This is a genomic window from Bdellovibrio bacteriovorus (assembly GCF_001592745.1).
Lineage (GTDB): Bacteria > Bdellovibrionota > Bdellovibrionia > Bdellovibrionales > Bdellovibrionaceae > Bdellovibrio > Bdellovibrio bacteriovorus_B.
On sequence record NZ_LUKD01000001.1, the window covers coordinates 1,521,649 to 1,545,897 of the forward strand.

General features: G+C 44.5%; 19 protein-coding genes and 1 tRNA gene. 12 read left to right on the top strand and 8 right to left on the bottom strand.

The features are described 5' to 3' along the window. Positions 1-22: 22 nt before the first annotated feature. Complete coding sequence (locus AZI87_RS07325) at positions 23-430, top strand: DUF192 domain-containing protein (protein WP_155722510.1); 408 nt, start codon at positions 23-25, stop codon at positions 428-430. A 105-nt stretch (positions 431-535) separates the two neighbouring features. Then, positions 536-1,930, top strand: a complete 1,395-nt coding sequence (locus AZI87_RS07330; protein WP_155722511.1) for an LPXTG cell wall anchor domain-containing protein — start codon at positions 536-538, stop codon at positions 1,928-1,930. A 151-nt stretch (positions 1,931-2,081) separates the two neighbouring features. Here the strand turns inward: AZI87_RS07330 and AZI87_RS07335 are convergent, their stop codons facing one another. After that, positions 2,082-2,450 carry a PilZ domain-containing protein gene (locus AZI87_RS07335; RefSeq protein ID WP_063205860.1) on the bottom strand — a complete coding sequence of 123 codons (369 nt, stop codon included), beginning with the start codon at positions 2,448-2,450 and terminating at the stop codon, positions 2,082-2,084. A gap of 426 nt (positions 2,451-2,876) precedes the next feature. Between AZI87_RS07335 and rho the strand changes: the two genes are divergently transcribed. Continuing rightward, on the top strand, positions 2,877-4,604 hold the full coding sequence (rho, locus tag AZI87_RS07340; RefSeq protein ID WP_155722512.1) for a transcription termination factor Rho: 1,728 nt from the start codon (positions 2,877-2,879) through the stop codon (positions 4,602-4,604). 50 nt (positions 4,605-4,654) lie between these two features. Here the strand turns inward: rho and AZI87_RS07345 are convergent, their stop codons facing one another. Both AZI87_RS07345 and AZI87_RS07350 read right to left on the bottom strand, forming a co-directional pair. Further along, positions 4,655-7,159 carry a hypothetical protein gene (locus tag AZI87_RS07345; RefSeq protein WP_081112145.1) on the bottom strand — a complete coding sequence of 835 codons (2,505 nt, stop codon included), beginning with the start codon at positions 7,157-7,159 and terminating at the stop codon, positions 4,655-4,657. Between the two features lie 121 nt (positions 7,160-7,280). After that, complete coding sequence (locus AZI87_RS07350; protein ID WP_063205864.1) at positions 7,281-7,637, bottom strand: hypothetical protein; 357 nt, start codon at positions 7,635-7,637, stop codon at positions 7,281-7,283. Positions 7,638-8,007: 370 nt separating this feature from the next. Between AZI87_RS07350 and AZI87_RS07355 the strand changes: the two genes are divergently transcribed. From AZI87_RS07355 to murA, 4 genes are all read left to right on the top strand, one after another. Further along, positions 8,008-8,253, top strand: coding sequence for a type B 50S ribosomal protein L31 (locus tag AZI87_RS07355; RefSeq protein ID WP_063205867.1), 246 nt, complete (start codon positions 8,008-8,010; stop codon positions 8,251-8,253). Positions 8,254-8,382: 129 nt separating this feature from the next. After that, positions 8,383-9,459: a peptide chain release factor 1 gene (prfA, locus tag AZI87_RS07360; protein WP_063205868.1), complete on the top strand. Its 1,077-nt coding sequence runs from the start codon at positions 8,383-8,385 to the stop codon at positions 9,457-9,459. A gap of 182 nt (positions 9,460-9,641) precedes the next feature. After that, positions 9,642-10,523: a peptide chain release factor N(5)-glutamine methyltransferase gene (prmC, locus tag AZI87_RS07365; RefSeq protein WP_063205869.1), complete on the top strand. Its 882-nt coding sequence runs from the start codon at positions 9,642-9,644 to the stop codon at positions 10,521-10,523. Continuing rightward, positions 10,516-11,769 carry a UDP-N-acetylglucosamine 1-carboxyvinyltransferase gene (murA, locus tag AZI87_RS07370; RefSeq protein WP_063205870.1) on the top strand — a complete coding sequence of 418 codons (1,254 nt, stop codon included), beginning with the start codon at positions 10,516-10,518 and terminating at the stop codon, positions 11,767-11,769. Before prmC ends, murA begins: the two co-directional genes overlap by 8 nt. Before the next feature lie 46 nt (positions 11,770-11,815). Here the strand turns inward: murA and AZI87_RS07375 are convergent, their stop codons facing one another. Together AZI87_RS07375 and AZI87_RS07380 are read right to left on the bottom strand one after the other, a co-directional pair. Continuing rightward, complete coding sequence (locus AZI87_RS07375) at positions 11,816-12,715, bottom strand: polysaccharide deacetylase family protein (RefSeq protein ID WP_063205871.1); 900 nt, start codon at positions 12,713-12,715, stop codon at positions 11,816-11,818. A 143-nt stretch (positions 12,716-12,858) separates the two neighbouring features. After that, positions 12,859-13,254 carry a hypothetical protein gene (locus AZI87_RS07380; RefSeq protein ID WP_063205873.1) on the bottom strand — a complete coding sequence of 132 codons (396 nt, stop codon included), beginning with the start codon at positions 13,252-13,254 and terminating at the stop codon, positions 12,859-12,861. Positions 13,255-13,526: 272 nt separating this feature from the next. Between AZI87_RS07380 and AZI87_RS07385 the strand changes: the two genes are divergently transcribed. The 4 genes from AZI87_RS07385 (at position 13,527) to AZI87_RS07400 (ending at position 18,550) form a co-directional block, all read left to right on the top strand. Beyond that, on the top strand, positions 13,527-16,427 hold the full coding sequence (locus AZI87_RS07385; protein WP_063205876.1) for a tetratricopeptide repeat protein: 2,901 nt from the start codon (positions 13,527-13,529) through the stop codon (positions 16,425-16,427). A gap of 26 nt (positions 16,428-16,453) precedes the next feature. Then, entirely contained in the window at positions 16,454-16,762 is a 309-nt protein-coding gene (locus tag AZI87_RS07390) for a hypothetical protein (RefSeq protein ID WP_063205879.1), read from the top strand. Between the two features lie 319 nt (positions 16,763-17,081). Then, positions 17,082-18,374, top strand: coding sequence for a serine--tRNA ligase (gene serS, locus AZI87_RS07395; RefSeq protein WP_063205881.1), 1,293 nt, complete (start codon positions 17,082-17,084; stop codon positions 18,372-18,374). Between the two features lie 86 nt (positions 18,375-18,460). Continuing rightward, positions 18,461-18,550: transfer RNA gene (locus tag AZI87_RS07400), tRNA-Ser, on the top strand. 36 nt (positions 18,551-18,586) lie between these two features. Here the strand turns inward: AZI87_RS07400 and AZI87_RS07405 are convergent. Beyond that, positions 18,587-19,489 (bottom strand): alpha/beta fold hydrolase, encoded by a 903-nt coding sequence (locus tag AZI87_RS07405; RefSeq protein ID WP_081112146.1) that lies wholly within the window; start codon positions 19,487-19,489, stop codon positions 18,587-18,589. 159 nt (positions 19,490-19,648) lie between these two features. Here AZI87_RS07405 and AZI87_RS07410 point away from each other — a divergent pair, with 159 nt between their 5' ends. Continuing rightward, on the top strand, positions 19,649-20,296 hold the full coding sequence (locus AZI87_RS07410) for a DedA family protein (protein ID WP_063205883.1): 648 nt from the start codon (positions 19,649-19,651) through the stop codon (positions 20,294-20,296). Here AZI87_RS07410 and AZI87_RS07415 read toward each other — a convergent pair. Both AZI87_RS07415 and AZI87_RS07420 read right to left on the bottom strand, forming a co-directional pair. Then, positions 20,293-21,876 carry an adenylate cyclase gene (locus tag AZI87_RS07415; protein WP_155722513.1) on the bottom strand — a complete coding sequence of 528 codons (1,584 nt, stop codon included), beginning with the start codon at positions 21,874-21,876 and terminating at the stop codon, positions 20,293-20,295. The two genes, AZI87_RS07410 and AZI87_RS07415, sit on opposite strands and share 4 nt — an antisense overlap. A 364-nt stretch (positions 21,877-22,240) precedes the next feature. After that, positions 22,241-24,235 carry a hypothetical protein gene (locus AZI87_RS07420; RefSeq protein ID WP_063205887.1) on the bottom strand — a complete coding sequence of 665 codons (1,995 nt, stop codon included), beginning with the start codon at positions 24,233-24,235 and terminating at the stop codon, positions 22,241-22,243. Between the last annotated feature and the right edge of the window lie 14 nt (positions 24,236-24,249).

Consider the following 24,249-nt stretch of genomic DNA (forward strand, 5'->3'; position numbering starts at 1 on the left):
CTTTATTCTTTTAACTATATATATGCCGGTATCGCTATTTGCAGCGACACCGTTCAAGACAAGATCTATTAAAGTCGGAACTAAAACCTTGGTCGTGGAGGTAGCAGAGACTGCTGACCAACATGAACGTGGATTGATGTTTCGAGAAAAATTGGGTGAAAACGAGGGCATGCTTTTTATTTTTAAAAACGTAGAGACTCGTTTTTTCTGGATGAAAAATACGTTGATTGATCTTTCCATTGGATACTTTGATGGAAGCGGGACCTTGGTCGATGTTCAGGAAATGAAGTCTGGTAAAGGAATTCCGGATGCACAACTTCCTTCTTACCCAAGCGCAAAACCGGCGAAGTATGCTTTGGAGATGCAAAAAGGTTGGTTTGAAAAGAACAAAGTCAAAATTGGCGCTAAATTACAGCTGCTTAAACCATAGTCTAGTGACCGTATTAGTGTTTGCCTCACTCCGGTCTTGGGCATAAATTGTTAATAAGGCTTTATTGAAACAGTATGTTTCATAGCATCACTCAAGGATGAACACATGATGAAGAAACTCGTTATCTTATTAGCGTGCTTAGGTCTGGCTTCTCAGGTCACAAGCTGTACGTCTAAAGACAACCAAGCTGATACAGAAGTCACTGCCGATTATGATTCTGCGGATCTAGAGAAACTAGAAGGCGACGAAGCCCTTGAAATCGCAGGTGACGATTCTTTAGCTAGCGATCAACTTCCTGAAGACGCGTTGGGTGAAACAGCAGCTGCTGAAACAACAACCACTACTGAAACTACAACGACGACGACTGAAACTACGCTGGGCGAAGATCAAGCAACGACAGAACAAACAGATGTCGCGACTTCTTCAGAAACTTTGCCTGCAGATCCATTTGCTGAAACAACAACAATGGATGCTCCTCCTGCAGCTTCAACGACGATTGTCGATACAGCGCCTCCAGCAACAACAGAAGACAACACAACGATGGTTGAAAGCTCTACTAAAACAGAGACTTCGACGACAGTCGTTGAATCTTCCTCTGAAGAAGCTCCGAAAAAAGCGAATGTTCCTTTGCAAAAAGTGGCGACGGCTCCTTGGCAAGTGGGAAAAACTTGGTACAACACAGTTTACTTCGCAAGACCTGGTGATTCACTGGCAAGTATTAGCCAAATGATTTATGGCGCTGATAAAACAAAAGAATTGAAAAAGGGAAATCCTACTTTCAACTCTCGCGACGTTCGTGCGGGCGACAAAGTTTATTACAACTCTCCAAACCGTCCTGACGATTCATCTAAAATCGTAACTTATTATGAAGACAACGGCATGGCTCCAGAAGTTTATGTGGCTAAAGCTGGGGATAACATCCGTTCGGTTTCAAAAGACCTTCTTGGTTATGACAATGCTTGGAAAGAAGTATGGTCAAGTAACTCGGTAGATTCTAAAGGTGCGATTGCTGAAGGCACGGAACTTCGTTACTGGAGAGGCGGCCAAATGGCGCAAGCTCCATCTGTTCCTCAGCAACAACAAGCTCCAGCGCAACATCAAGAAGTTGCGGGATCTATGCAGCAACCTCCGCAAGATTTCCCACCACCTCCACCACAAGGTGATATGGCTCCGCCTCCACAAGATTTTGCTCAAGGAGAAATTCCTCCTCCACCAATGCCAGAGCAACAGGAAATGGCTCCGCCACCTCCACCGCCACAGGATTTTGCAGAGCAAGCTCCACCACCGCCGCCTCCTCCAATGGAAGCTGTCAATCCTCCGGCTCCACAACAAGCAGCAGCTGACGAAGCTCCAACTGGAATGGATAATGACACGACAGTGGCTTTAGGTGTTGTCGGTCTAGCAGCAGCGGGTCTTGCAATCTTGATCGTGCTTAGAAAGAAACGAAAACAAAAAGAGCTTGAACAACAAGCAATGGACAACACTCACGTTGGTACGTAGGCCGGTAGGCCGCAGAGCGGAGGGCCTGAGGGCCCGAAGCTGAAGCAGCACCAACCTAAAATAAAAAAGAGCGAGTTCAAACTCGCTCTTCTTATTTTTTAAAGCCAGATTTTAAATACCTAGCTGCCCCAACACAGCCGGTATTCTACGATTAGCCCACCTTTTTAAAAATCGTGTCCATCACTGAACGGCGATCTTCGCGACTGTTCTCGACGAAATAAATCAAATCGTCGACAATCTGCACGTCGCGGTTATTTACAGGCATGAATTTCACTCCACAACCTGCAGAGTTTGTCCAGATCACGTGAGCCGCAACTTTGCGCTCGCGACCTGCGACGACAAACACTAGATGTAACTTCTCGTTGGCGCGGACCTCGCCACCCATAAACTCCAAAAAGGCTCCTGTGATGCTGATATTCTTAAGCGTGCCTTTGGTTTCTTCGCGCGCATAATTGCGTTTGAAAGAGACCTCAAGATTTAGAGGGGTTCTTGGTGCCGGAACATTAACTGTGTCCTCCACGTTAGACTCCTTGTGCTTAACTAATTGGATACTATCCTTTCGGTATTACTTACGAAAAATTAATAGGGGGTCTGGCTGATTTTTATTAAAAGCGCGCAAATGTTCGTGAAACTGGACCCTGGTGAATCAAACTTAAACACTTGAAAATACTTCCTTTTTTTACAACATATTCTGTGCTTAAATGAGCTAACTATTATTCGCGCAAGGCCCCCCTAAACCGCTCAGTCTGGTTGAAACCCTGACACAATCTCACTTTAAAACGCATTAAATTTGATTTGAAAGGCCTTCCTTCAGCTTGGTTTTGAGTTGACAAGAACTGGACCCTTGGCGAAAGTTAGCTCAAGCACAACAGTTTAGTTCCAATCGGATCAAACTTCTTATCTTAAGATCCTCGTTTTCTTTTTTAATCCTACAAGGAGAATTTGTTTGTCTGACCCTAAAGATTCACAAGGCGTTGAAGTCGTTAAGAAGCGCACTCGCACCAAACCTGTGGAAGAAACTCCGGCTGAGTCTGCTCCGGAAGCTGTAGCGGCCCCTGCGCCGGCACCTTCTGAACCACCCGCAGCAACTCCAGCCCCTGAAGCCGCCGCTTCATCAGCGCCTGCTGAAACTCCTTCTCAAGCTCCAAGACAAGATCGTCACCAAAACCAACAACGTCGCGAATTCAGACCTAACAGAGATAACCGTGACAACCGCGATCGTGACAACCGTGGAGACCGTAATGACCGCGGGGGCCACCGCCATGACAGAAACAATGGGCCTCGCCGTGATTTCCGTGGCGATAGAAACCGTGATGAAGGCCAACCGGTAGGCGATGATTCTCACGCATCAACTCCGCCAGCACAAACTCAAGAAGTTGATTTGGCGGATATCCAGCTTACTGACGAAGAAAAATCGTGGCTTTCTTCCAAAGACTTAAAATCAAAAAACATCACTCAGCTCACTGAGCTTGCGACAAAATTGAAAATTGAAAATGCTGCCGGTCTTCGCCGTCAGGATATGATCTTCGAAATTTTGAAGCGCGCAGCGAAGTTGGGTCAGGACATTTATGGTTCTGGCGTTCTTGAAATCTTGCCTGACGGTTACGGTTTCTTGCGTTCTCCGGATTACAACTATCTTCCAGGTCCGGATGATATCTACGTCAGCCCATCACAAATTCGCCGCTTCGGTTTAAGAACGGGTGATACGGTGACGGGTACTGTTCGTCCTCCTAAAGAGGGTGAGCGTTACTTCGCTCTTCTTAAAGTTGATTCTTTGAACTTTGAGACGACGGAAAAGGGTAAAGATAAAATCCTTTTCGACAACTTAACTCCGCTTTATCCAAATGAAAGACTGAAACTTGAGCACAGCCCTGGCGAGTACACAACACGTGTTGTGGATTTGATGGCTCCGCTTGGTAAAGGTCAGCGCGCCTTGATCGTGGCGCCTCCAAGAACTGGTAAAACAGTTTTGATGCAACAAATTGCTAACGCTATCACGCACAATCACCCTGAAGTGAAGTTGATCGTTCTATTGATCGATGAACGTCCGGAAGAGGTGACTGACATGCAACGTACCGTTAAAGGCGAAGTTGTATCGTCGACATTTGATGAGCCACCAACTCGTCACGTTCAAGTTGCAGAGATGGTTATTGAAAAAGCAAAACGTTTGGTTGAGCACAAGCACGACGTTGTTATCTTGCTTGATTCCATCACTCGTCTAGCGCGCGCTTACAACACGGTTGTTCCTCCTTCTGGAAAAATCTTGTCGGGCGGTGTGGATTCCAATGCCCTTCACAAACCAAAACGTTTCTTCGGTGCGGCTCGTAACATCGAAGAGGGTGGCTCTTTGACAATCATCGCAACAGCGTTGATCGATACGGGTTCTCGTATGGATGAAGTTATCTTCGAGGAATTTAAAGGTACTGGTAATGCTGAGATCCACTTGGATCGTAAGCTTATGGAAAAACGTATCTTCCCATGCATGGACATCAATAAATCAGGAACTCGTAAAGAGGACTTGTTAGTTGATAGAGGTGACTTGAACCGTCTGTGGGTTCTTCGCAAAGTTCTTGCTCCGATGAACGTAGTCGACGCGATGGAATTCTTGATCGACAAAGTTCAAGGTACAAAAACGAACACCGATTTCCTTAAAGCAATGTCGGGCCCAGGCTAGTTGACATTGGAAATTTGAATATTAAAAAGGGAGTCGAAAGACTCCCTTTTTTATTTGTTAAAGCTACCGTCGGCTTTGAATGACATGATCAATCCGTCTTCTCCCAGGGCTGTGGTGTAAAGAAAAGTTCCATCGCTCTTCATTAATAAAGTTCCGTAATTACTTAATTCAAAATAGGGGTGAGATACGACGTTGTTTGAGTTTCCGAAACTAGTGTCTCTTGTTCCATCCGCATTCAATCGCAAGAATACCAACTCAGAAAGCCAGGTTTCTTTTTTCAGTCTTCCTACGATAAGAATTTTTCCATCGGAGGTCAGGTTGATTTTGTTAGCCAGAAAAGCATCGTAACCTGCGGGCAAATTGTCGATTAAAGTAACGCCCGCTGTCCCAAAAGACGAATCAAGGTTTCCCGCCTCATCGAAACGGAACGCAGCATACTGTGTTGGTCCAAAAGCATCTGTTTCAGCTAAGACCACCAGGCGGTTGTTTTCATCGACGAGGTTCGCCTTGGCATTATAGCTTTTACCGACAACGGGATTGAACTTCAAAATACCACTATTCCCGAAACTTGAGTTGGGTACTCCCGCAAGGTCCAATTTGATGGCGGCGATTGCCAAGTCGCCAGAGACGTCGGCATTCAACGAAACATAGATAGAATCTTCTGTTACATGCAGTCCCTTAACATAACTTAGATTGTCGGCCATATTGCTGAGCCAATATCCATCTCCTCCACCGAAAGAAAGATCTAAATTTCCTGAGGGAAGAAACTTTGCGATAACAACATGCACATCCGAAGCTATTGTCAGTTCGCCGGCAATATAAAAGCTGCCATCGGTGAGTAGCTTCAGCTGATCAAAATAGAGTTCAGAAAGAGCATCGAGTTTCAATTCGCCATTAACACCAAAACTCGTATCAACGCTTCCCGATGTTAGATATCTTTGAAGAACAGGATAACTTGTGAAACCGTCATTGCTGTGAAAGTGCACCAGCAACTTTCCATCGGGGCCCTGATATAGATTGAGGATGTCCGTGATTTCATTGTCTGTTGTAAGTTCTGCCACACCACTAACACCAAAGGATGAATCTAGAGAGCCATCGGGATTGTGTCGGACTATTTTGTAAGTGGTATCGTCGTCGTTTCGAACCGAAAGAAGAGAAATGATTTTTCCGTCAGAAGAAAGCTGAGTAGAAAAAATGTATTCTTGAATATTGGAAAAATATGTTCTTAATGTACCTGAACTGCCGTAACTCCCATCAAATCCCGCTGTCACAGTCGACTTCACATTGAAAGAAACCCAGATGCTATGGATGTCCGTTCCCCCACCAATAATAATGACACTGTCATCTGGTAGAAGATATGAGCTGACAATGCCGTCAGAAACGGTGAGGTCGACCGATTGAAGCTTGTAACCAGAAGCATGAAATCCAGAGTCAATCGAGCCGTCAGAATTAAGGCGTGCGCGAAAAACATCACCAGACATCGTACCTATGAGGTCAATCTTCCCATTAGAGAGAATGTGTATGCGGTGACCTTTGACCACCGCCCCTGTAGTTAAAGGCGCATAACCATCCCCTGAAAATGAAGTGTCCGGCGTTCCGTCGCTATTGAAGCGATAGAGAAAAGGAACATCACTGACGTATTCATCAAAAATTCCAGCCATGATAATTTTGCCGTTGTTATCTATTTCAACGTCATAAGCGGTGGATAAAATTCCTGGTGTTTGGAAAGTGATGGCTCCGTCACCTCCCCCAAAGCTTGTGTCTAAAACGCCGTCGGAAGAAATTTTTGCAACGCAGGCTGAGAACTCTCCGCCGGTCCATTGATAGCCGGCTAAGTAGAGTGAGCCGTTGCGCTGTTTTAATCGTAGGGGCGAATTGCCGGCAGTGGCGTAGCTCAGGATCAACTTTCCAGTGCCATTATTAAAACTCGAATCATAAGTGCCGTCGAGATTGATACGTTGGAAAACGTACTCAGAATTAATTGTTCCCGCGATAACAATACGGCCATCGGATTGAATCACGGTGCTTTTAATTTGTTTATCATCAGAGTTATCAATAAAGACTGTTCCGTTATTGCCAAATTCAAGATCGGGCAAACCCGATTCCGTGAACTGGTGCAAGGTATTCTGGGAATTGCTTTCTTTCGCCGTGATCACGACGATTTTTCCGTCAGGTTTTATATTCACAAAAATCTGGGTGCTTTCAGGAATGTCGAAGGTGGTAACTCCGTTATTCTCACCAAAACTAGAGTCGATTGTGCCGTCAGCCTGATAACGGACTATAAAAGCCACAGAGGGAGAAAAGCCTACTGCCACGATTTTTCCATCTGTGGTTCTTGCGCTGTCGGTGATTTGTCCGTCGGCGTGATCGGTGTTTATAAAGTCTTCGCGATATTTAACCCAACCGAATTTATGAAAGCTTGCAGGATCTAAAATTTCTGTCGATGGAGATGTCGTCGTCTTCAATGAGAGCTGGCGAAGATTCGCCTCGATGGTGCACCCCAAATTAAGGAGCAACCCTAATGTAATTCCGAAATGTACAAAAAAGCTTCGCATGACAAACTTATCGGTACGTCAGAACTCGCTCCCGACATACCTTACAGAGCTGTCATGAAAAAATCCCAATTTGAGTTAATAACAGCAATACTTCTGTTCCCTTTTAAATTGGAGGGAGCGTTTAAGGCATCCTCTTTTTCAAAGAGTCTGTTTCACAACCACCGTACAGTTGTTCACTGATCACGCCCTCGAAAGGATAAATGAAATCACTCATTCCATCCGAGCCTTCTTTATTCAGATACAAATCGAGATATTGAGTCAGTCCTTCGACTTCGAAACGGATGACTCCGCCCTGTTTGTATTTCACGATCGCATTAAGCTCCGCACCGCCATTATCAGGAGAAGTGATCTTAACTTTATTCGTGTCGCTGTTATAGCTGACCGATAGAAAAGGTTCCGTGAATGTGCAGTAAATGCTTTCGGCTTGAGCTGATGTGACTGAAAGCATAAGGGCTGCGCTTAAAATAACCGACTTCATAAGTCCTCCGTTATGCGCCTATGTTTAAAAGCGTCGCGCTGACTAAGCAACTTTCACCTTGTTAATGTAGAGAATATTGAGTCTGTGTAGAGGGAGTAGAGCCGGCCTCGGAATGGACCCTTGGCCTCCTTTTGTTTATTGAAAGGTCCGGAAATTTGCGGAAGATTCAGGCTAAAACGGAAGAATCTAAGAAAAACGGCATATCATAAAGCATTGATATGATTGGTTAATTTTGGTTAATTCTGCGGGTGTTGATCCATGAATCCCTGCCGAAAAAAGCAGCGATTAGTACTCGACACTAGGGACCCACTGTGTTAAACCAATCAATCTTACAGACCCATAGGTTAAATTATTTAGAAGGAATCAGGTCATGAAACAAAACCTACATCCAAAAGTAAATACAGTTGTATTTAAAGATATCTCTTGCGACTTCTCGTTCTTGGGAACATCTACTCTTCACTCTAACGAAACAGTTAAATGGGAAGACGGCAAAGAATATCCATTGATCAAAGTTGAGATCTCTTCTGCATCTCACCCATTCTTCACTGGAAAACAACGTGTGATGGATACTGAAGGTCGTATCGATCGTTTCAAAAAACGTTACGGCAAGAAATAAATTACGGCCCTCCGTTCGGAGGACGTTCTTGTATGAAATGCGGTTCACTCTTCGAACCGCATTTTATTTTTCGGTTCTGGCAATTTAAAAAATCATCCTGATGTACCAATAGATCTAGAGGCGGTTCGCATGTTCTCGAAGTTGAATGAGGTGGAATCTCGTTATGAAGAAGTCAATATGGCTCTTCAAAGACCCGATATTGCTTCCAATCAAACTCAATATCGCGCACTGATGAAAGAACTTGGCAATCTAGAGAAGATTGTACTGGTTTACCGAGACTTCAAAAAGAAAACAGAAAACTTAAAGGCCAGCAAAGAGCTTTTGACTGCGGAGCAAGACGCTGAAATGCGCGAGATGATCCGTGAAGAAGTCAAAGAGCTTGAAGCCGCTTTGCCGGAGCTAGAACACCAGCTTAAAATCCTTCTGATCCCGAAAGATCCTAACGATGATAAGAATATCATTCTAGAGATCCGCGCGGGTGCCGGTGGTGACGAGGCCGCTCTTTTTGCTGACGAACTTTTCCGTGGTTATGCTCACTATGCTTCTACTCAAGGCTGGAAAGTCGAAATGCTTTCTTATTCTGAAGGAAACGCCGGGGGAGCTAAAGAGATCATCGCTTCCATCACAGGCGAGTCTGTTTTCAGTAAGTTGAAATACGAATCAGGCGTTCACCGCGTTCAGCGTGTTCCTAAGACAGAAGCAGCCGGTCGTATTCATACGTCGACAGTCACGGTGGCGGTCATTCCTGAAGTGGAAGTGAACGAAATCAAGATCCCTATGACAGACGTGCGTATTGAGACCATGCGTTCTCAAGGTGCCGGCGGTCAGTCAGTCAATAGAACTGAATCTGCGGTTCGTATCGTGCATCTTCCAACGGGCATCGATGTAAAGTGCCAAGAGGGTAAATCACAGTCTTCTAACCGTGAGCGCGCCTTCCAGATCCTTTACGCGAAACTTCAACAAATTGAAGACGAAAAAGCTCGTAAAGAGGCTTCTGACACCCGCTTGGAGCAAATTGGGACAGGCGACCGTTCCGAGCGTATTCGCACTTACAATTTCCCACAAACGCGTATCACCGACCACCGTATCGGCCTTACCATCCATCAATTGGACCAGGTTATGAATGGTTCTTTCGAGTATCTGATTGATCCATTGGTAGCGAACTTCCAAGCAGAGGCCCTCAAGAAACAAACCTCCGCTCAATAGGCGATTGAAAAAGGGCCCATCGACTTTGTTGCCGGGCCTTTTGTTCCGCTCACTCGGTCTTGCGCTGCAACCTCTTTTGAATCGCCCTCTTCCTTAGTTATTGAAATCCTTATAGATATTTTCGATGGCCTTCATTTTCCCCAACACTTCTTCTAAAAAGAGAGTAAGATGTGGGGGCATATATGAAGCTCAAAGAGATTCTTGATAAAACCACCGCCTTTTTTAAGGACAAGAAAATCGAGACTGCCCGTCTTGATGCCGAGCTTTTACTTGCGCACGGTTTGAAACTTGAGCGCATTCAGCTTTACCTTAAATTCGACCAACCCATGAAAGATGATGAGCTTGTGATCTTGCGAGAGCTTGTTCGTCGTCGCGCTTCGGGCGAACCGGTGGCGTACATTCTTGGTTATCGCGATTTCTTTAAATATCGTTTTGAAGTTTCACCAGCCGTTTTAATTCCTCGTCCTGAAACTGAACACATCATTGAAGAAGTTCTTTCTTGGAATTCTGATAAAGAGGCTTCCTTGGGTTTCATGGATTTAGGCTGTGGTTCCGGTTGCATCGGTTTGACTCTGCTAAAAGAATATCCTCAGGCTAAGCTTCTTGCAGTGGATCTTTCTGAAAAAGCGCTGGAAGTCGCTTCAAAAAATGCAGAGGCATTGGGTGTCGCAGATCGTGTGAAGTTCCTGCATGCAGATGCCGCGCAAGAAGATGTGCTTATGTCGACCTACATGGGCTTTGTTGGAAAAAACAAAGTCGACGCGTTGGTCTCAAATCCTCCATACATTGCGCATCAAGATAATCAGGTGGAAGAAAACGTCAAAAAGTTTGAACCTAATTCCGCTCTTTATGCGGATGACAATGGTTTAGCTCTTTTGAAAAGTTGGTCGCGAATCTATGGAAATCACTTAAGTCCTTCCGGACTGATGTTGATGGAAATGGGAATGTCACAAGGTGCGGCGATGAAAGAGCACTTTAATAGCTTAAAAATATTTAACGAAATCAATGTCGTCAAAGACCTCGCAAGTCATGATAGAGTCATTCGTGGAGTAACACATGGATAAAATGGTCGTCGTGGGCAATGGCCCTCTTCAAGGTACAGTATCTGCGAGTGGCGCAAAAAATGCGGCACTTCCAATTCTTTTCTCAACTCTTCTAGCTGAAGGTGAACACGTATTTTCGAACATGCCAAAGCTTAAAGATATCGAGTCGACAGCGGCTTTGCTTGAAAGCTTGGGCTGCGAAACTCGTTGGGATGGCGATAAGTTCATTGTTAAAGTGAGCCGCATCCAGTCTTATGAAGCGAGTTATGATCTGGTTCGTAAAATGCGCGCAAGCTTCCTATGTATGGGTCCACTTCTTGCGAAGTACGGTGAAGCTGTAGTGTCTCAGCCTGGTGGTTGCGCTATTGGAAGTCGTCCTATTGATCTTCACTTAGAAGGTTTCAAAGCCTTGGGTGCAGAGATCACGCAAAAAGAAGGTTACGTTCATGCGGCTTCAAAGCGCTTGCAAGGGGCAAACTTCTTATTTGAAACTGTGACGGTCGGTGGAACTGAAAACGTCATGATGGCAGCTGCTTTAGCTCAAGGTCGTACAGTTCTTGAGAATGCGGCGAAAGAGCCAGAGATCGTGGATCTTGCTGAATATCTTATTAAGATGGGCGCAAAGATCACGGGCCACGGAACAAGTGTGATCGTTATTGATGGTGTAGATAAATTGCATCCTGCCGAGCACTCAATCATGCCAGACCGTATTGAGGCTGGAACACTTTTGATCGCGGGCGCGATCACTCACGGTCAAGTGACTGTTGAAAAATGCGTTCCTGCGCATTTGGATACTTTGATTATGAAAATGCGTGAGGCGGGTTTTAAAATCGACACAACAAAAGATTCAATGACTGTCTTTAAAACAGATTCTTGGAATGCTGTCGATATCACAACAGCTCCGCATCCACTTTTTGCCACAGATCTTCAAGCGCAATTCATGGCTTTGATGACTGTGGCTCGCGGAACAAGTGTTATCACTGAAACAGTTTTCGAAAATCGTTTCATGCACGTTCAAGAGTTGATTCGTTTGGGTGCAGATATCACACCAAAGACGCGTGTTGCTGTCGTTCGCGGTAAGCCAGGTCAATTGACAGGCGCGCCGGTGATGGCGACAGATCTTCGTGCAAGTGCTTCTTTGGTTCTTGCGGGCCTTGTGGCCAGCGGAGAAACAGTTGTAAACCGTATCTATCATTTGGATCGCGGTTACGAAAAACTGGAAGACAAACTGTCTTCACTCGGCGCAAAGATCCGCCGTATCGATTAAAAAAACAAAAGCCCTGAGTAAAATCAGGGCTTTTTAGTTTCGGGAGCTATAATCCTAAAGCATCCATCTTGTCTTTTTCGTATGTATCGTTTTCACCAGGATAGCGAAGGATGTTTTCAAACTTGCCGCTTTCCTTAGCTAATCCCCACAAGACACTTTGGCCTGAAGGCATGCTGTTGGGAAGCATCCCAAAAACAGGATCTTGAAAGGCCTTCTTAGCATCGACAATTTTCCATCCATGACGCTTAAACATCGTTATCAAGTCATCCAAAAAAAGCGCGTTCAAAAGATTGTAGTGAACAAGAAGAGTATGCGTAACTTCTCGACCCATAACCTTTTTTGAAAGGTCATTATAGTACTGTGCGCGCTCCCACATGTGTTGAAGGTAAAAGTCTTTAAATTTACTAAGATCAAATTTCGGGTCCGCTTGAAGCTTTTGGCGCAAGCGTTGGTCGATATACCAGTCGGAAGCATCAATAGTGACGTGGCCGAAGCGATAATCATTTTTCTTTAACCAATCACGAACGGCATCGCGCTTCTCGACGGTGTCGCCTTCGGCTAGCATAGGAAAGCGAAATATTTTAATATAACCAGGTTCGCTTTTTAGTCGCTCATGACAATCCTGAATGTCTTTGATTTCGTTTTCGACCGACACGTTAACGCCAAATTTTTTATGATTTACAGTGTGGCTACCAACCATGTGGCCTGCCGAAGCCCACGCTCTCAGAAGATTTTGATCACGATTTGTTTTTAAGTGTTTGCAAGCTACGAACAACGCGGCCTTCGCACGGTGCCTTTTTAAGATCGACAGCAATTTCTTGTTTCTTTCAGGAGCCGTGAGCAAAGTTTCTTCATGAACATTGAAGTCGTCCATGGTGATACTGATTTTTGCGGCAAAAGAGGAAGACGTGAAAATTAGAATGAGGACAAATAACAAATGTTGCATGTCTTAAAGACTAAAGCAGGAATGATGTCAGGGCAAAAAAGAAAAAGGCCTACAAGGAGGGGGATCCGTAGGCCTTTTTTAGAGAAAAAAACTAGTCTCAGCCCGCGGAGGGGATGGGGCTGAGACCCTATGATCAGAGGTTATTATCTAACCTCGCTGATACCGAACACAAAGAAGACGACTGCTTTGTTCCCAGAACCGAAACTAGGGAGGGGGTCCACAGTTTCAAGCTCGAAGTTGGGAGCAAGTTGATGTTCAAGTTCAATACCGCTAACCATAACTTTAGAACCAACAAAAGGTGTAAGTTCGATTTGTGACTTCAATACGAAGAATGTTTGCTGATCTTCCATCGCCAACACAAGCGATCCATCAGCCAAAGCCACGATCTCACCAACGTGTGTTTTGAAGTTGTAGTTTTGAAGTTCCGTAGAAGTGATGTCTTCACCAAGAGCATTATTTGGAAGAACCCCTGCGCGAGCTACTGCTGAAATCGCAAGAACAACCAAGATGTAGACAGCAATCAATGCGTTACGAATCACTTACGTACTCCCCAAAAGTAACAACTAACGAAAGTCTATGAAGCAAGTCGTGTGCCAAACTGAGACAGTCCTAAAAGTGCCTTAATTTCGATTTGAAATCCGGTGGCTGCATGTACCCAACTCAAATCGGAACCAAAGGTAATTCCATTCTGGAACGGGGGTTCTATTCTGGAACCATTTTAAGGGTATTTCCGCGACTAAAGCACAGACCTGAGGACCTAGTCCGCAGGGCCATAGTCCTTTGTCAAAAACCTCAGTATAATCAGGTGTCTATGTCGCGCATACAAGTCACTTGGGTCGTAAAAACACGGAATGGTCAGGTTAAGGGACCGTATTCTACTGAAGCCATTCTTCGCATGATTGGTGAGGGTGTTTTTTCGGGTCAAGAGATGATCTCCAAACTTCCCGACGGGCAATGGACTTTGATTTCAAAAGAGCCTGCCTTTTACGACAAGCTTCTGGAAGCTCTTGAAGGCATTGTTGATGTCGATCCGAAAAAAGCGCAGAAGATGGAAGCTGAAACTGTTATTGTGCAGCCTCCCCGTCCATCGGCAAAAACGAATACACAAATTCCAACTCCGACGCCGGATAGTTTTGCGAACATCAAAATTGATAAACCAAAACAGCAAGTTGATATCTATGAAACTCCGGCCTATGTGCCGCCGGCTGCGAAAATTTCATCAGTTTCTAACTCTGCCGGCGGTAAGCCTGATTCTGTTATTGAATTATCAAACGTTGAGAACATGGAAGGTGGCGAACTTCGTAAAAATTTGAAGCTGCCTTTTATCATTCTTATCGCCGTGATCGTGATTGGTGGGGCCTTATTATTCTGGGATTCCGGCACGAACGATGGATCTAAAATTCATTTGTTAGCTCCGGGAAAATCAGCGAACACCTTGTCGGATCAAGCGGTTAAAGAAAAATTGAACGAAGCGCTTTTCGCGATGGAGCAAGACACCTTTGACTCTTACGTGTCGGCGCAAAATAAATTGGTCAGCCTTGTTGAAGGGGCGCCAATGAATATCGAAGTTCGAGCCCTTCTTTGTGTGGTGTATAAAGAGCTTTGGCCGTTTGCTGTTCAAGATGCCCAAGATATTAAAACCGTTGCAACTGCAACTCAGTCGACGCGGGCGCTGAATGTGGTAAGTCCCTTCGGTCAAGTTTGTGAAGCGGTAAAGCTTATGACTTCGGGTAGATATAAAGAAGCCAAAGGGGTTGTTGAGGCAACTTTAGAAAGCAGTGAGCCTTTCTCGCTACTTCCCGTGCTTTATGCATTTAAAGCAGAACTGCTAGATGGCGAAAGAGATTTCAACAATGCTATGCCTTATTACGAAAAGGCGGCTCAGCTTTGGGATAAGTGGTTGGGTCCGCAGGTGGCATTGGGTAAAGTCTTCTTTGAGCAAGGCGATTTCACTTCATCATCAGCGATTCTAAATAATGTCATAAAGAAAAATCCCAAACATCGTGAAGCTAAAATTCTATTGGGTATTGTAGAGTATCGCGGCTTTAAAAAATCAGATACGGCCTACAGCTATTTAAGTACGGCTTTGGATGCTAAAGGGAAAGTTTCTCAGCTCATGGAAGCTGACGGATACTCTGTTCTTTCAGAAATCTTCGTTCTTCGCGGAGAGAAAAAGAAAGCATTGGAAGCGGCTCAAAAAGGTTTTGCTCTAAATCCTAATAACTCTGAACTTCGCCAACTTGTGATTCGTTTAGGCGGATCTGACAAAGTAAAGGGTGATAAAGGTCGTAACAACGAACTTCTTTATCTGGGTGACCAATACGTGCGCCAAGGAGACTTCTTAGCGGCGCAAGCGGAGTTCAAAGCGGCGTTCGAAGTGGATCCAAAGAATGGAACTGCGGCCATGAAAGCGGCGAAGTGCTTGTGGCAGCTAAATCAAAGTTTTGAAGCTATTGAATGGTTGAATAAAGCCATTAAGGCAGAGCCGAAGCTAGTATCCGCGTATGTTCTACAAGCTGATTACATGTCGCAAAGATTTGACTTCGTTGGGGCGACACAGATTCTAACAAATGCCATTCGCATTGCTCCTAATAACTATGAAGTTTTGCGTGGTTTAGCTCTTCTTGAATTTAGAAAAAACAATATGGTTGGCACTGTGAACTATGCTCTTCGTGCGGTGAAAGCATACGACGGTGATATCGAAACGCACATCTTGCTATCTAAGGCGAATGCTTTGCTAGCGCGTTCGATTATTCCTCTCAATAAAAAAGAAATTGAACGAAAAGAAAATGCCGCTAAAGATGCCATTCGCTATGCCACAAAGGCTGTTGAAATCGATGCGACGAACCCTGAGGCGCAGATCACTTATGCTAAAATGCTGGCGCAAACAAATGGTGTTGATTCAGGGATCAACTATCTGAACGAATTGATCAAACGCTTCTCTTACACTTTGGATTACCGGGTGGCGCTTGCAGAAGTTTACAAATCTGAAGACCGCTATAGTCAGTCCAAAGAAATTTATGAGCGTGTTGTTGAAGCCGATCCTAAGAATAAAAAAGCCTGGTTGGGTCTTGGCGAAAGTGAAAAGGCCTTGGGCCTTAATGACAAAGCTTTGAAAGCGTTCTTAAGCGCGGCCGTTCTTGATCCCACCGATGGCGAAGCCTTGTTCCAAGCCGGGAAACTTTATTTGGAAACAAGTCGTTTCGAAGAAGCCATTCAGCAGTTTAAGCGGGTTCAACGTTTAAATCCGAATTACCCAAGAACGCATTATTATATTGGTAAAGCGGCCTTTTCTTCAGGTGACTTTACGACAGCCCTTGAAGCTTCTAAGTCTGAAAAGAAGCTGAATCCTAATGTCGCTGACTCTTATATCCTGGCGGCAGAGGTTTATACCGCTCGCAAACAGTTTGCGGAATGTGCAGCAGAATACTCTCAAGCCATGAAACTGCGCCCGCAAGGTGCGGATATTTATGTGAAGTCCGCAACCTGCTATCGTCAGTCCGGTTCTTTGGAAGTGGCTGAAGACATGCTGGCTTTGGCTTCTAGCCGCGAAAGCGGTTTTGCGGAAATTTATCGTGAGCAAGGGGCGATCTACGAACTTAAAGGGGATGCTCGCTCTGCGGCGCAGGCTTATAATAAATATTTAGGCCTCTCGCCAAACGCCCCAGATCGTGTTGAAATAGAAAACAAACTTTCACGGCTCGGCAACTAAGGACGGACGTCAGGAGAAATTCAGCCATGGGAATCGGCGACAAAATGAGAGGGCTGGCAAGCAGCGCTCAAGAGGGAGTCAAATCTAGCACTCTTTCTTTCTTCCACTTCACTTTGCGTTTTATCACAGGGATTCTTTTAGGCCTTGTTTTAGGTTTAATCGGCCAAGAATTAATGGGCTACGGAACATTTGCCCTTATTTTCGTAATGGTGGTGGTGACGGCGATTATTCTTAAACTCCAATCGAGTTGGAGCTTTGGGCAGATTTTGATCTTTGACTTGATATGCGTTCTTGTAGGGATGCTACTAAGAATGTATATATTAGTGGCCCCGTAGCGGCTGTTGAAAAAGGCCCAATCGACTGCGTTGTCGGGCCTTTTGTTCCGCTCCGACGTACTTGGAGTACGCCTCCGCTGCTCAAAAGACCCTCCGCCTTGCGCTTGGACCTTTTTGAACAGCCTTGGATCTGGGTATAGGGAAACTGGGGAAGTTATTTTCGGTTTTCCGTGAGAGCACAAGACGTCAGAGAAAATGTTTTATTTGAAACTTTAATCTGACGAGCTCTGATCGTGATTCGTTCAATCTAAAATTCGAATCACCGTATTTTTAATAGATTAATTTTGATTTTGCGTTTGTTAAGTGAAGGACGTTGACGATGATTGATATTAAACTTCTTGAAAAAAAAGCTGAAAATGGAACTTCTTACTTTGATGAGTATAAGCAGGGGTTGATCAATCGTGGGGCTTCGACGGATGTGCTTGAGCAGATCATGGAGCTTAATAAAAAACGCAAAGAGATGATCACTCAGGCTGAAACTGCAAAAGCGAATCAGAATAAACTGAGTGGTGAGATTGGCAAGCTAAAGCGTGAAGGTAAAGATGCTTCTGCGGTACTTGCGGAAGTTGATACTTTGAAAACTCAAGTGAAAGAGCTTGAGGCAAAAGCGGCTGAAGCGGACCAACAAGTTTATAATTTGGCTTTGATTATTCCTAATAAACCGAATGCTGCTGTGCCGGTGGGTTCTTCTGAAAAAGAAAACAAAGTTTTAAAAACTTGGGGCGAGCCTCCGAAGTTTTCTTTTAAGGCGAAAGAACACTGGGAGTTGGGCGAATCTTTAAACATCATCGATTTTGAGCGTGCAGGTAAAACTACCGGAACTCGCTTTGCTTTCCTTAAAGGGGCGGCAGCACAAATGGAGCGTGCATTAATTCAGTTCATGATGGACATGCACTCGACTCGTCATGGTTATACAGAGATGATTCCTCCGTTCATGGTGAACAGTAACAGTTTGTTGGGAACAGGGAACTTCCCGAAATTTAAAGAAGATGTTTTCCACTTGGAAGGTTCTGATCTTTATCTGATTCCGACTGCAGAAGTTCCGGTGACGAATTACTTCAATAACGAAATTTTGGATGAAAAAGATCTTCCTGCTAGCTTCTGTGCTTACTCTCCTTGCTTCCGTTCTGAGGCAGGCAGTGCTGGCCGTGATACGAAGGGTTTAATTCGTCAGCATCAGTTCGACAAAGTGGAATTAATGACGTTCTGTCATCCGGATAAATCTTATGAAGTGCACGAGGCTTTGACGTCTCATGCGGAACAAGTATTGATGGATCTTGAGCTCCCCTTCCGTCGTATGCTTCTTTGTACGGGCGATATGGGTTTTGGATCAGCAAAGACTCATGACCTTGAAGTTTGGTTGCCAGGTCAGAACACGTACCGCGAGATCAGCTCATGTTCTAACTTCGAAGACTTCCAAGCTCGTCGCGCCAACATCCGTTTCCGTTCTGCAGGTGGAAAACCTCAATTCGTTCATACTTTGAACGGATCTGCCTTAGCTGTAGGCAGAACACTGGTTGCGATCCTTGAAAACAACCAACGTGAAGATGGCTCCGTCGCGATTCCGAAAGCACTTCAGCCCTACATGGGCGGTCGCAAAGAAATCCGCTAAAAGGTGCCTGCTTCTTTTTTGTACTGTGATGCGTTAAGACCAACAACTGCTTGAAGTCTCACGTCAAAACCCATAAAACGGTCGACGGAGAGTTGGTAGAGTGGTTGAATACACCAGTCTTGAAAACTGGCAGCCCTTCGCGGGGCTCGAGGGTTCGAATCCCTCACTCTCCGCCATTTAGGGCTTCCAGTCCGATTTAAAATCCCAAAAAATTAATGACCTCTACTGATCGCAGAACCGGTTTTATCAATCGTTTCGTCAGTTCGTATGCGTTTTGAAATTACGGATCCTTTGTTCTGATCAAGAAACTTCGAAATTTCTGAATTCAGTTGTTGTTTGTGAGTGATGAATAGTCCGTGGGGAGCTCCATCATACTTTTTGAAAATCGCTTGGGGTACTAGCTTAGCGGCCGCCTCACCTGAGGTTTTCAAAGGAACGATCTTATCGTCAGTACCGTGAATAATAAGTGTTGGAATATCAAACGCCTTCATGTCTTTGCGAAAGTCAGTGTGGCCGAATGCCGTGACGCAATCTAAAGTCGCTTTCAGCGAAGCCATCATCGCCATGTTAAAACACCATTGTTGAGTTTCATCCGAGACAGGATGTTTTACCACGTTCACGCCGAAGAACATTTTCGTAAACTGGGCAAAGAATGCGGGGCGATCCTCTTCAATTTGCGAAATCATTTGTGCGAAGACTTTCGGCTCCACTCCGTCGGGATTGCTATCGTCTTGCAAAAGATAAGGAGTCACCGCTCCTAAAAGAACGGCACTAGAGATTTTGGAAGAGCCGTAACGACCTAAATATCTCGCGATTTCTCCTCCGCCCATTGAAAAACCGACAAGGGATACTTTTTCGAGTTTTAAGTGGTTGATTAAAGAATCCAGATCATCCGCATAAGTGTTGTAGTCATTTCCGCTTGCGGTTTGTTCGGATCGACCGAACCCGCGGCGGTCATAGGTAATAACTCTAAATCCTTTCTTTAAGAGATCTAAAGTTTGATATTCGAACATGTCGGCGTTCAGCGGCCATCCGTGAATCAAAATCACGGGCGCACCTTCGCCCATGTCGCGGAAAAAAATGCGGGCTTGATCTTTTGCCTTAAAGAATTCCATGTGAGCTCCTCTGTTTTTCGATGAAAATAATTGTTATGCGAGTTACGCCGACATGCCATTAAGGCGCCTAATTTGTGAGTAATTACATTCTTGCTGTGCGAAAACATTGAGTTTCGCCACTAAGTTCGACAAACTGGCGGCTCAACGGAAGGGCGATAAATGGGAACACTCATCGATATTATTTTGCACTTAGATCAGCATCTTGTGGAATGGATGGCTTTGTTTGGTCCTTGGATCTATGTGATCATGTTCCTGATTATATTCTGTGAAACAGGATTGGTCGTAACACCGTTCTTGCCGGGGGACTCTTTGTTGTTCGCATTGGGTGCACTGACTACGGTTGAAGGTGGATTGAATCTTTGGATTTTGCTGGTGAGTTTAACTATTGCGGGAATTCTTGGCGATACCGTGAATTATCATATCGGCAAATATTTAGGACCGAAGGTTTTTGAATCAGACAGCCGCTTCTTTAAAAAACAATATCTACTGCAAACTCAAGAGTTTTACGCGAAGTGGGGAGCATTCACTATCGTTGCCGCTCGTTTTGCACCGATTGTAAGAACATTTGCGCCCTTTGTAGCTGGAATTGGTTCAATGAATTACCGTAAGTTTGTTTCTTACAACATTATTGGTGCTATTGCGTGGGTCTTTATCTTTATTCTTGCGGGGCACTTCTTCGGTAACTTGCCAGTTGTTAAGCGCAACTTCCACATCGTGATCTTTGGAGTCATCGGCGTTTCATTAATTCCGGTAGTATGGCCCATGGTTAATGGCTACTTGAAAAAACTAAAAGGCGCCAATCACTAGGCGGCCTTTGGTTTTCTTAATCCCTGCATTTTAATAAGGAATGGATTCGTTTTTAAATATACCGGATCCAGTTCCCCGTAATATTTCAGAATACTTTCTAAAGCGAAATCCCCTGAACTTCGATGACTGGCCTGAGTACTTGATAACAATCTGTGTAGCGCATCCCAAACATCGGCGTTGAGCTGTTGTTTTGCGACTTCAACGATAGTATCAGCCGCGACACGGTTGTTCTTAGAGAACATATTTTCCCAGATCTTTCTTGCTGGGTATCCGTACTTACCAAGAACCACGATGGTGTTAGCTTGAACGCGGTAATCATCGTGATCAAGAAGCTTGGCTAATTGATCTTCTAAAGTTTTAGTCCAATGTTCTTTAGGAATGATTCTTCCGATAAGACTGACATAAGCAGACAGCACCTTTGTGCTAAGAAGCTTTTCTTGTTCGCCCGTAAAGAAAGAATGAAATGTTGTTTCTGCTTCCTTCGAAATTTCTTCCATGGTGGTTTCAAATTTATGAAAGCGAAGTGCGTGAAGAATCTTCACCAGATCATCGTCTCTGCGAGTGATCGCCATCAGTCTTAACTTCTTTAAGGTAAATAGCATGTGGGCATCTGCGCGGAAGTACGAAAGACGATCCCACATTGACGACTCAAAAATCCACTCAATCGAGTTGAAATCGCGAGCGCGACAGATCATGGATTCTTCTTTGAATCCTTTAAGTTGATTCACCTTGCGGTCAAAAACAAACAGTAGTCCTTCAGTGTCTTGAGAAGCGTCCTGGAAGAAAGTTAAAACCTGATGGCTTTTGTCGTCGACCAATGAAAGCAGCCTTACTGATTCAATAAGGGGAAGTCCGCTAAGAGCATGTCCTTCATCCAATTTAATGAAACGCATAAGTCCGTGAGCGAAAGAACCTTTCAATTTGAAGTAGTGATTCGCTTCTTCAGGAAGGCCGTTCTCAATCACAGTGGCTTCATAAAACAAATCGCGAATACAAGCCGCAGCTAATGACTCAGTAGAAAGCCCTGGCGCCATATCGTCTTTAAAGTGAAATACAATTTCGTCCCCGACAAATTGATAAATCAACCCATCATAACGTTGAATGACTTCCCTGGCGCGAGCGAAGTACTGGTTCAAGATAGTAATTAGATAAGTGTTATCCTTTTCAAGGAACATCTGAGTGTATCCGTTCAGGTCCACTCGACACATGGTCGCTTCGAAGTTGTAAGGCGCTTCTTTACCACTTTTCAGTTCGTGAAGAATCGCCGGTCCTACAGTTTCGCTATAGACTTCACTTAGTTTTTCTAAACGTACGCGCTCGCCTTCAAGCCCCATAGAGGCTTGAACAATGGTTTCGGCTTCTTTGGATGTGGTTTTGATTTCGGCAATTTCACCGCGAGAACGACCAGCTAAAGTTTTGCTTAATTGAATGATGTCTTTGAGTAAAAGAAATCCAATTAAACCCAACATGATCGTGACTATAGCGATATCTTTCCCAAAAAGAGGGAGCATGATCATAAGGGTTTCCCAGATGATCTCTGCTTTCCCCGAGAATGTGCCCGCTGTAAGTTTGAAATCCATGACTTTGATGGTTTTAAATGTCAGGTCATCTGAAGTTATAAATTCATTAAATCGTTTGTAATTATGATTTAGATCATCAACGTTGCCAGTATTGTTTTCAAAGAAAACAACTTCGTCGGCATTCTGTAAAATATAGAAATCTATGAGGTGGAGTTTTCGGGCTCGAGATAACCTGTCCTGTAGGCTCTCTGGTCGCTCTTGAACTAAAGCCCCTATGGATGATTGGAGTATATAATCAAGATTTTCCCTGCGGTTTTCGATTTCGCGATCAGCAAGTTTGGATGCTTGGGTAAAAAACTGGTAGCCAGTGAGTCCTACGTAAAAGACCCAAAAGCTGAAGACCAGCAAAAATAAAATAGATTTCTTATTTTTGCCGAACAAATCTGTCTCCTTGGTCTACAAAAATGATTTGTCCTTTTGAAGCTCCGTAACCATTTCCCGCCAGGTCTATGACGGTGATACTATTTTGCTTCAGAGTATTGATGAAGTTTTGATCTTTTAGCTTTGAGCGCGCTTGATTATAGGAGCCGCTCGTAAAGAATGAAACAACCTCATCTTGGCTTGGTATATACACGGAAGCTGTTCCCCTTTGAGTATTAGACTTGTTTGCTTGTCGTGCTGGAATGGTGGAGCTGCCTAGAGATCCACCCGTATTGCCCGAACTGCCTGAGCCTGATGACGGAAGTGATGCAGAAGCCCCGCTGGACGAGCCAGAGTTACCGACTTCAGATGCAGAAACTACTGGTGAAATTTTCGAACCGGAAGTAGATGCTATACTTCTTTGATTCATTGAAGCTGATGGACGCGTTTCTTGATTCGGGGCTGATGCCACGTAAGATGTTCCGCGGGTCAGGTCAATCTCTTCTTTAATGTACTCTCCGGCACCTAAGCCATCAGAACCCATCTTTTTAAGATTTCTTGCAGCAGCTACTTCTGATCCAGTGACAACTTTGGTGTTCAATTTGTATTCGCTGGCCGGAGAACGCGAAGATGTACTGCGACTACTCTTTTCGGAAGAGGAATCGGACCCTTCGTACGAAGAAGCATAGGAAGAGACGGAGCTATTTGAAGCTCTATAGCTTTCATTAGAGATGTTATCCGAAGTTGAACTCGAACTGCCGCCGCCACCACCTGATGAGGCTAATCCATTCACAGGCACCTCAGCAGCCACGGCTGGGGAGCCGGCCAGTACTTTTTCAGCCATTCTAATAACCGGGCTTGTCTGTTGTTGACTGGCCTCTTTAACGGGTTTTGCTCCGACCGCATCCGCCATTCGATTCATGTCAGTCGGCGAACCCGCTTTAGGGAGTTCCGCAGGTGCTTCTGCAATATTTTTATCAATTTTTTGTGGTGCTTTTTCAGTGGCATTCTTGCTACCGATGTTAACAAAGTTTTTATTTGCAAGGATGCTTCGAAATTGAGAATTAGATTTTGAGAGGGCGACGCGATGAGAATCTGGACTACAAATTTTTGTCAGTTCAATTGGTAATTTCTCGTTCTCTATTGCCGATTTATGTAATACCTCGTGGAATATCTTATCGCGGAAATCCGTCTGAGATAACTTTTTACCTTCGGGCAAATTAATTTGTATTTGACCTTTTTCAGAGGTTTGCATGACAGGCGCCTTAGACTCCTTGTCGACTGCTTTACAAACAAACGATGGTTCTTTACTTTTGCCCTCAGCTATAGAAATGATAGCGTTTTTGAAGCCGACGATTGCCTTTTGGTGATTAGTTAAACCCTCTTTTTTCCCAAGAACTGCCACGAATATCGCTTTGGCCTCTTCGCCTTCGAGGCAGCTCAAGTATTCGTTACCCTTATTGCTAATCGAAGGCGGTTTTAGGACGCTTTCGATGGACTCAATTAGTGCGGTAGGTTCACCAACATTAAAACATTCTTCGCTTAATGAGCTTTCAATTTTTGATTGAATTTTCGCTCTAGTAATACCCGAAATATCCGAGAGAAATTTTTTCCAAGGTGAGTTGTCTGTTGTGCAGACGGGTCCTTCAGTTGTGAAGTTGAAATAGCGCATGGGTCTTTGAGAGGACTCGATTTCAAATAGATCTTCACCCTTTTGACTAATTATTTTTTCGGTAACACCGGCTTTAGAAAAGAGTCTTATTCGATATTGCTTTTCAGATCCCGAATTCGTTACTTCGACCAGGAGATTGCCCTTCTTGATTCGCCAAAAATCAAGGTTCTTGTCCTGGTCGATATCAATTCTCGTATCTTCATAGTCTCCATCCACATATGTGAACGCAGTTCTTTTATTTTCTTGTGAAAAATATGGCGAAACCCATGCGAATGCGCTGGCTGTATAAGAAAAGACTAACAGTAATACTAAAAACGTGGGTTTCATTCGAAGCTAATATC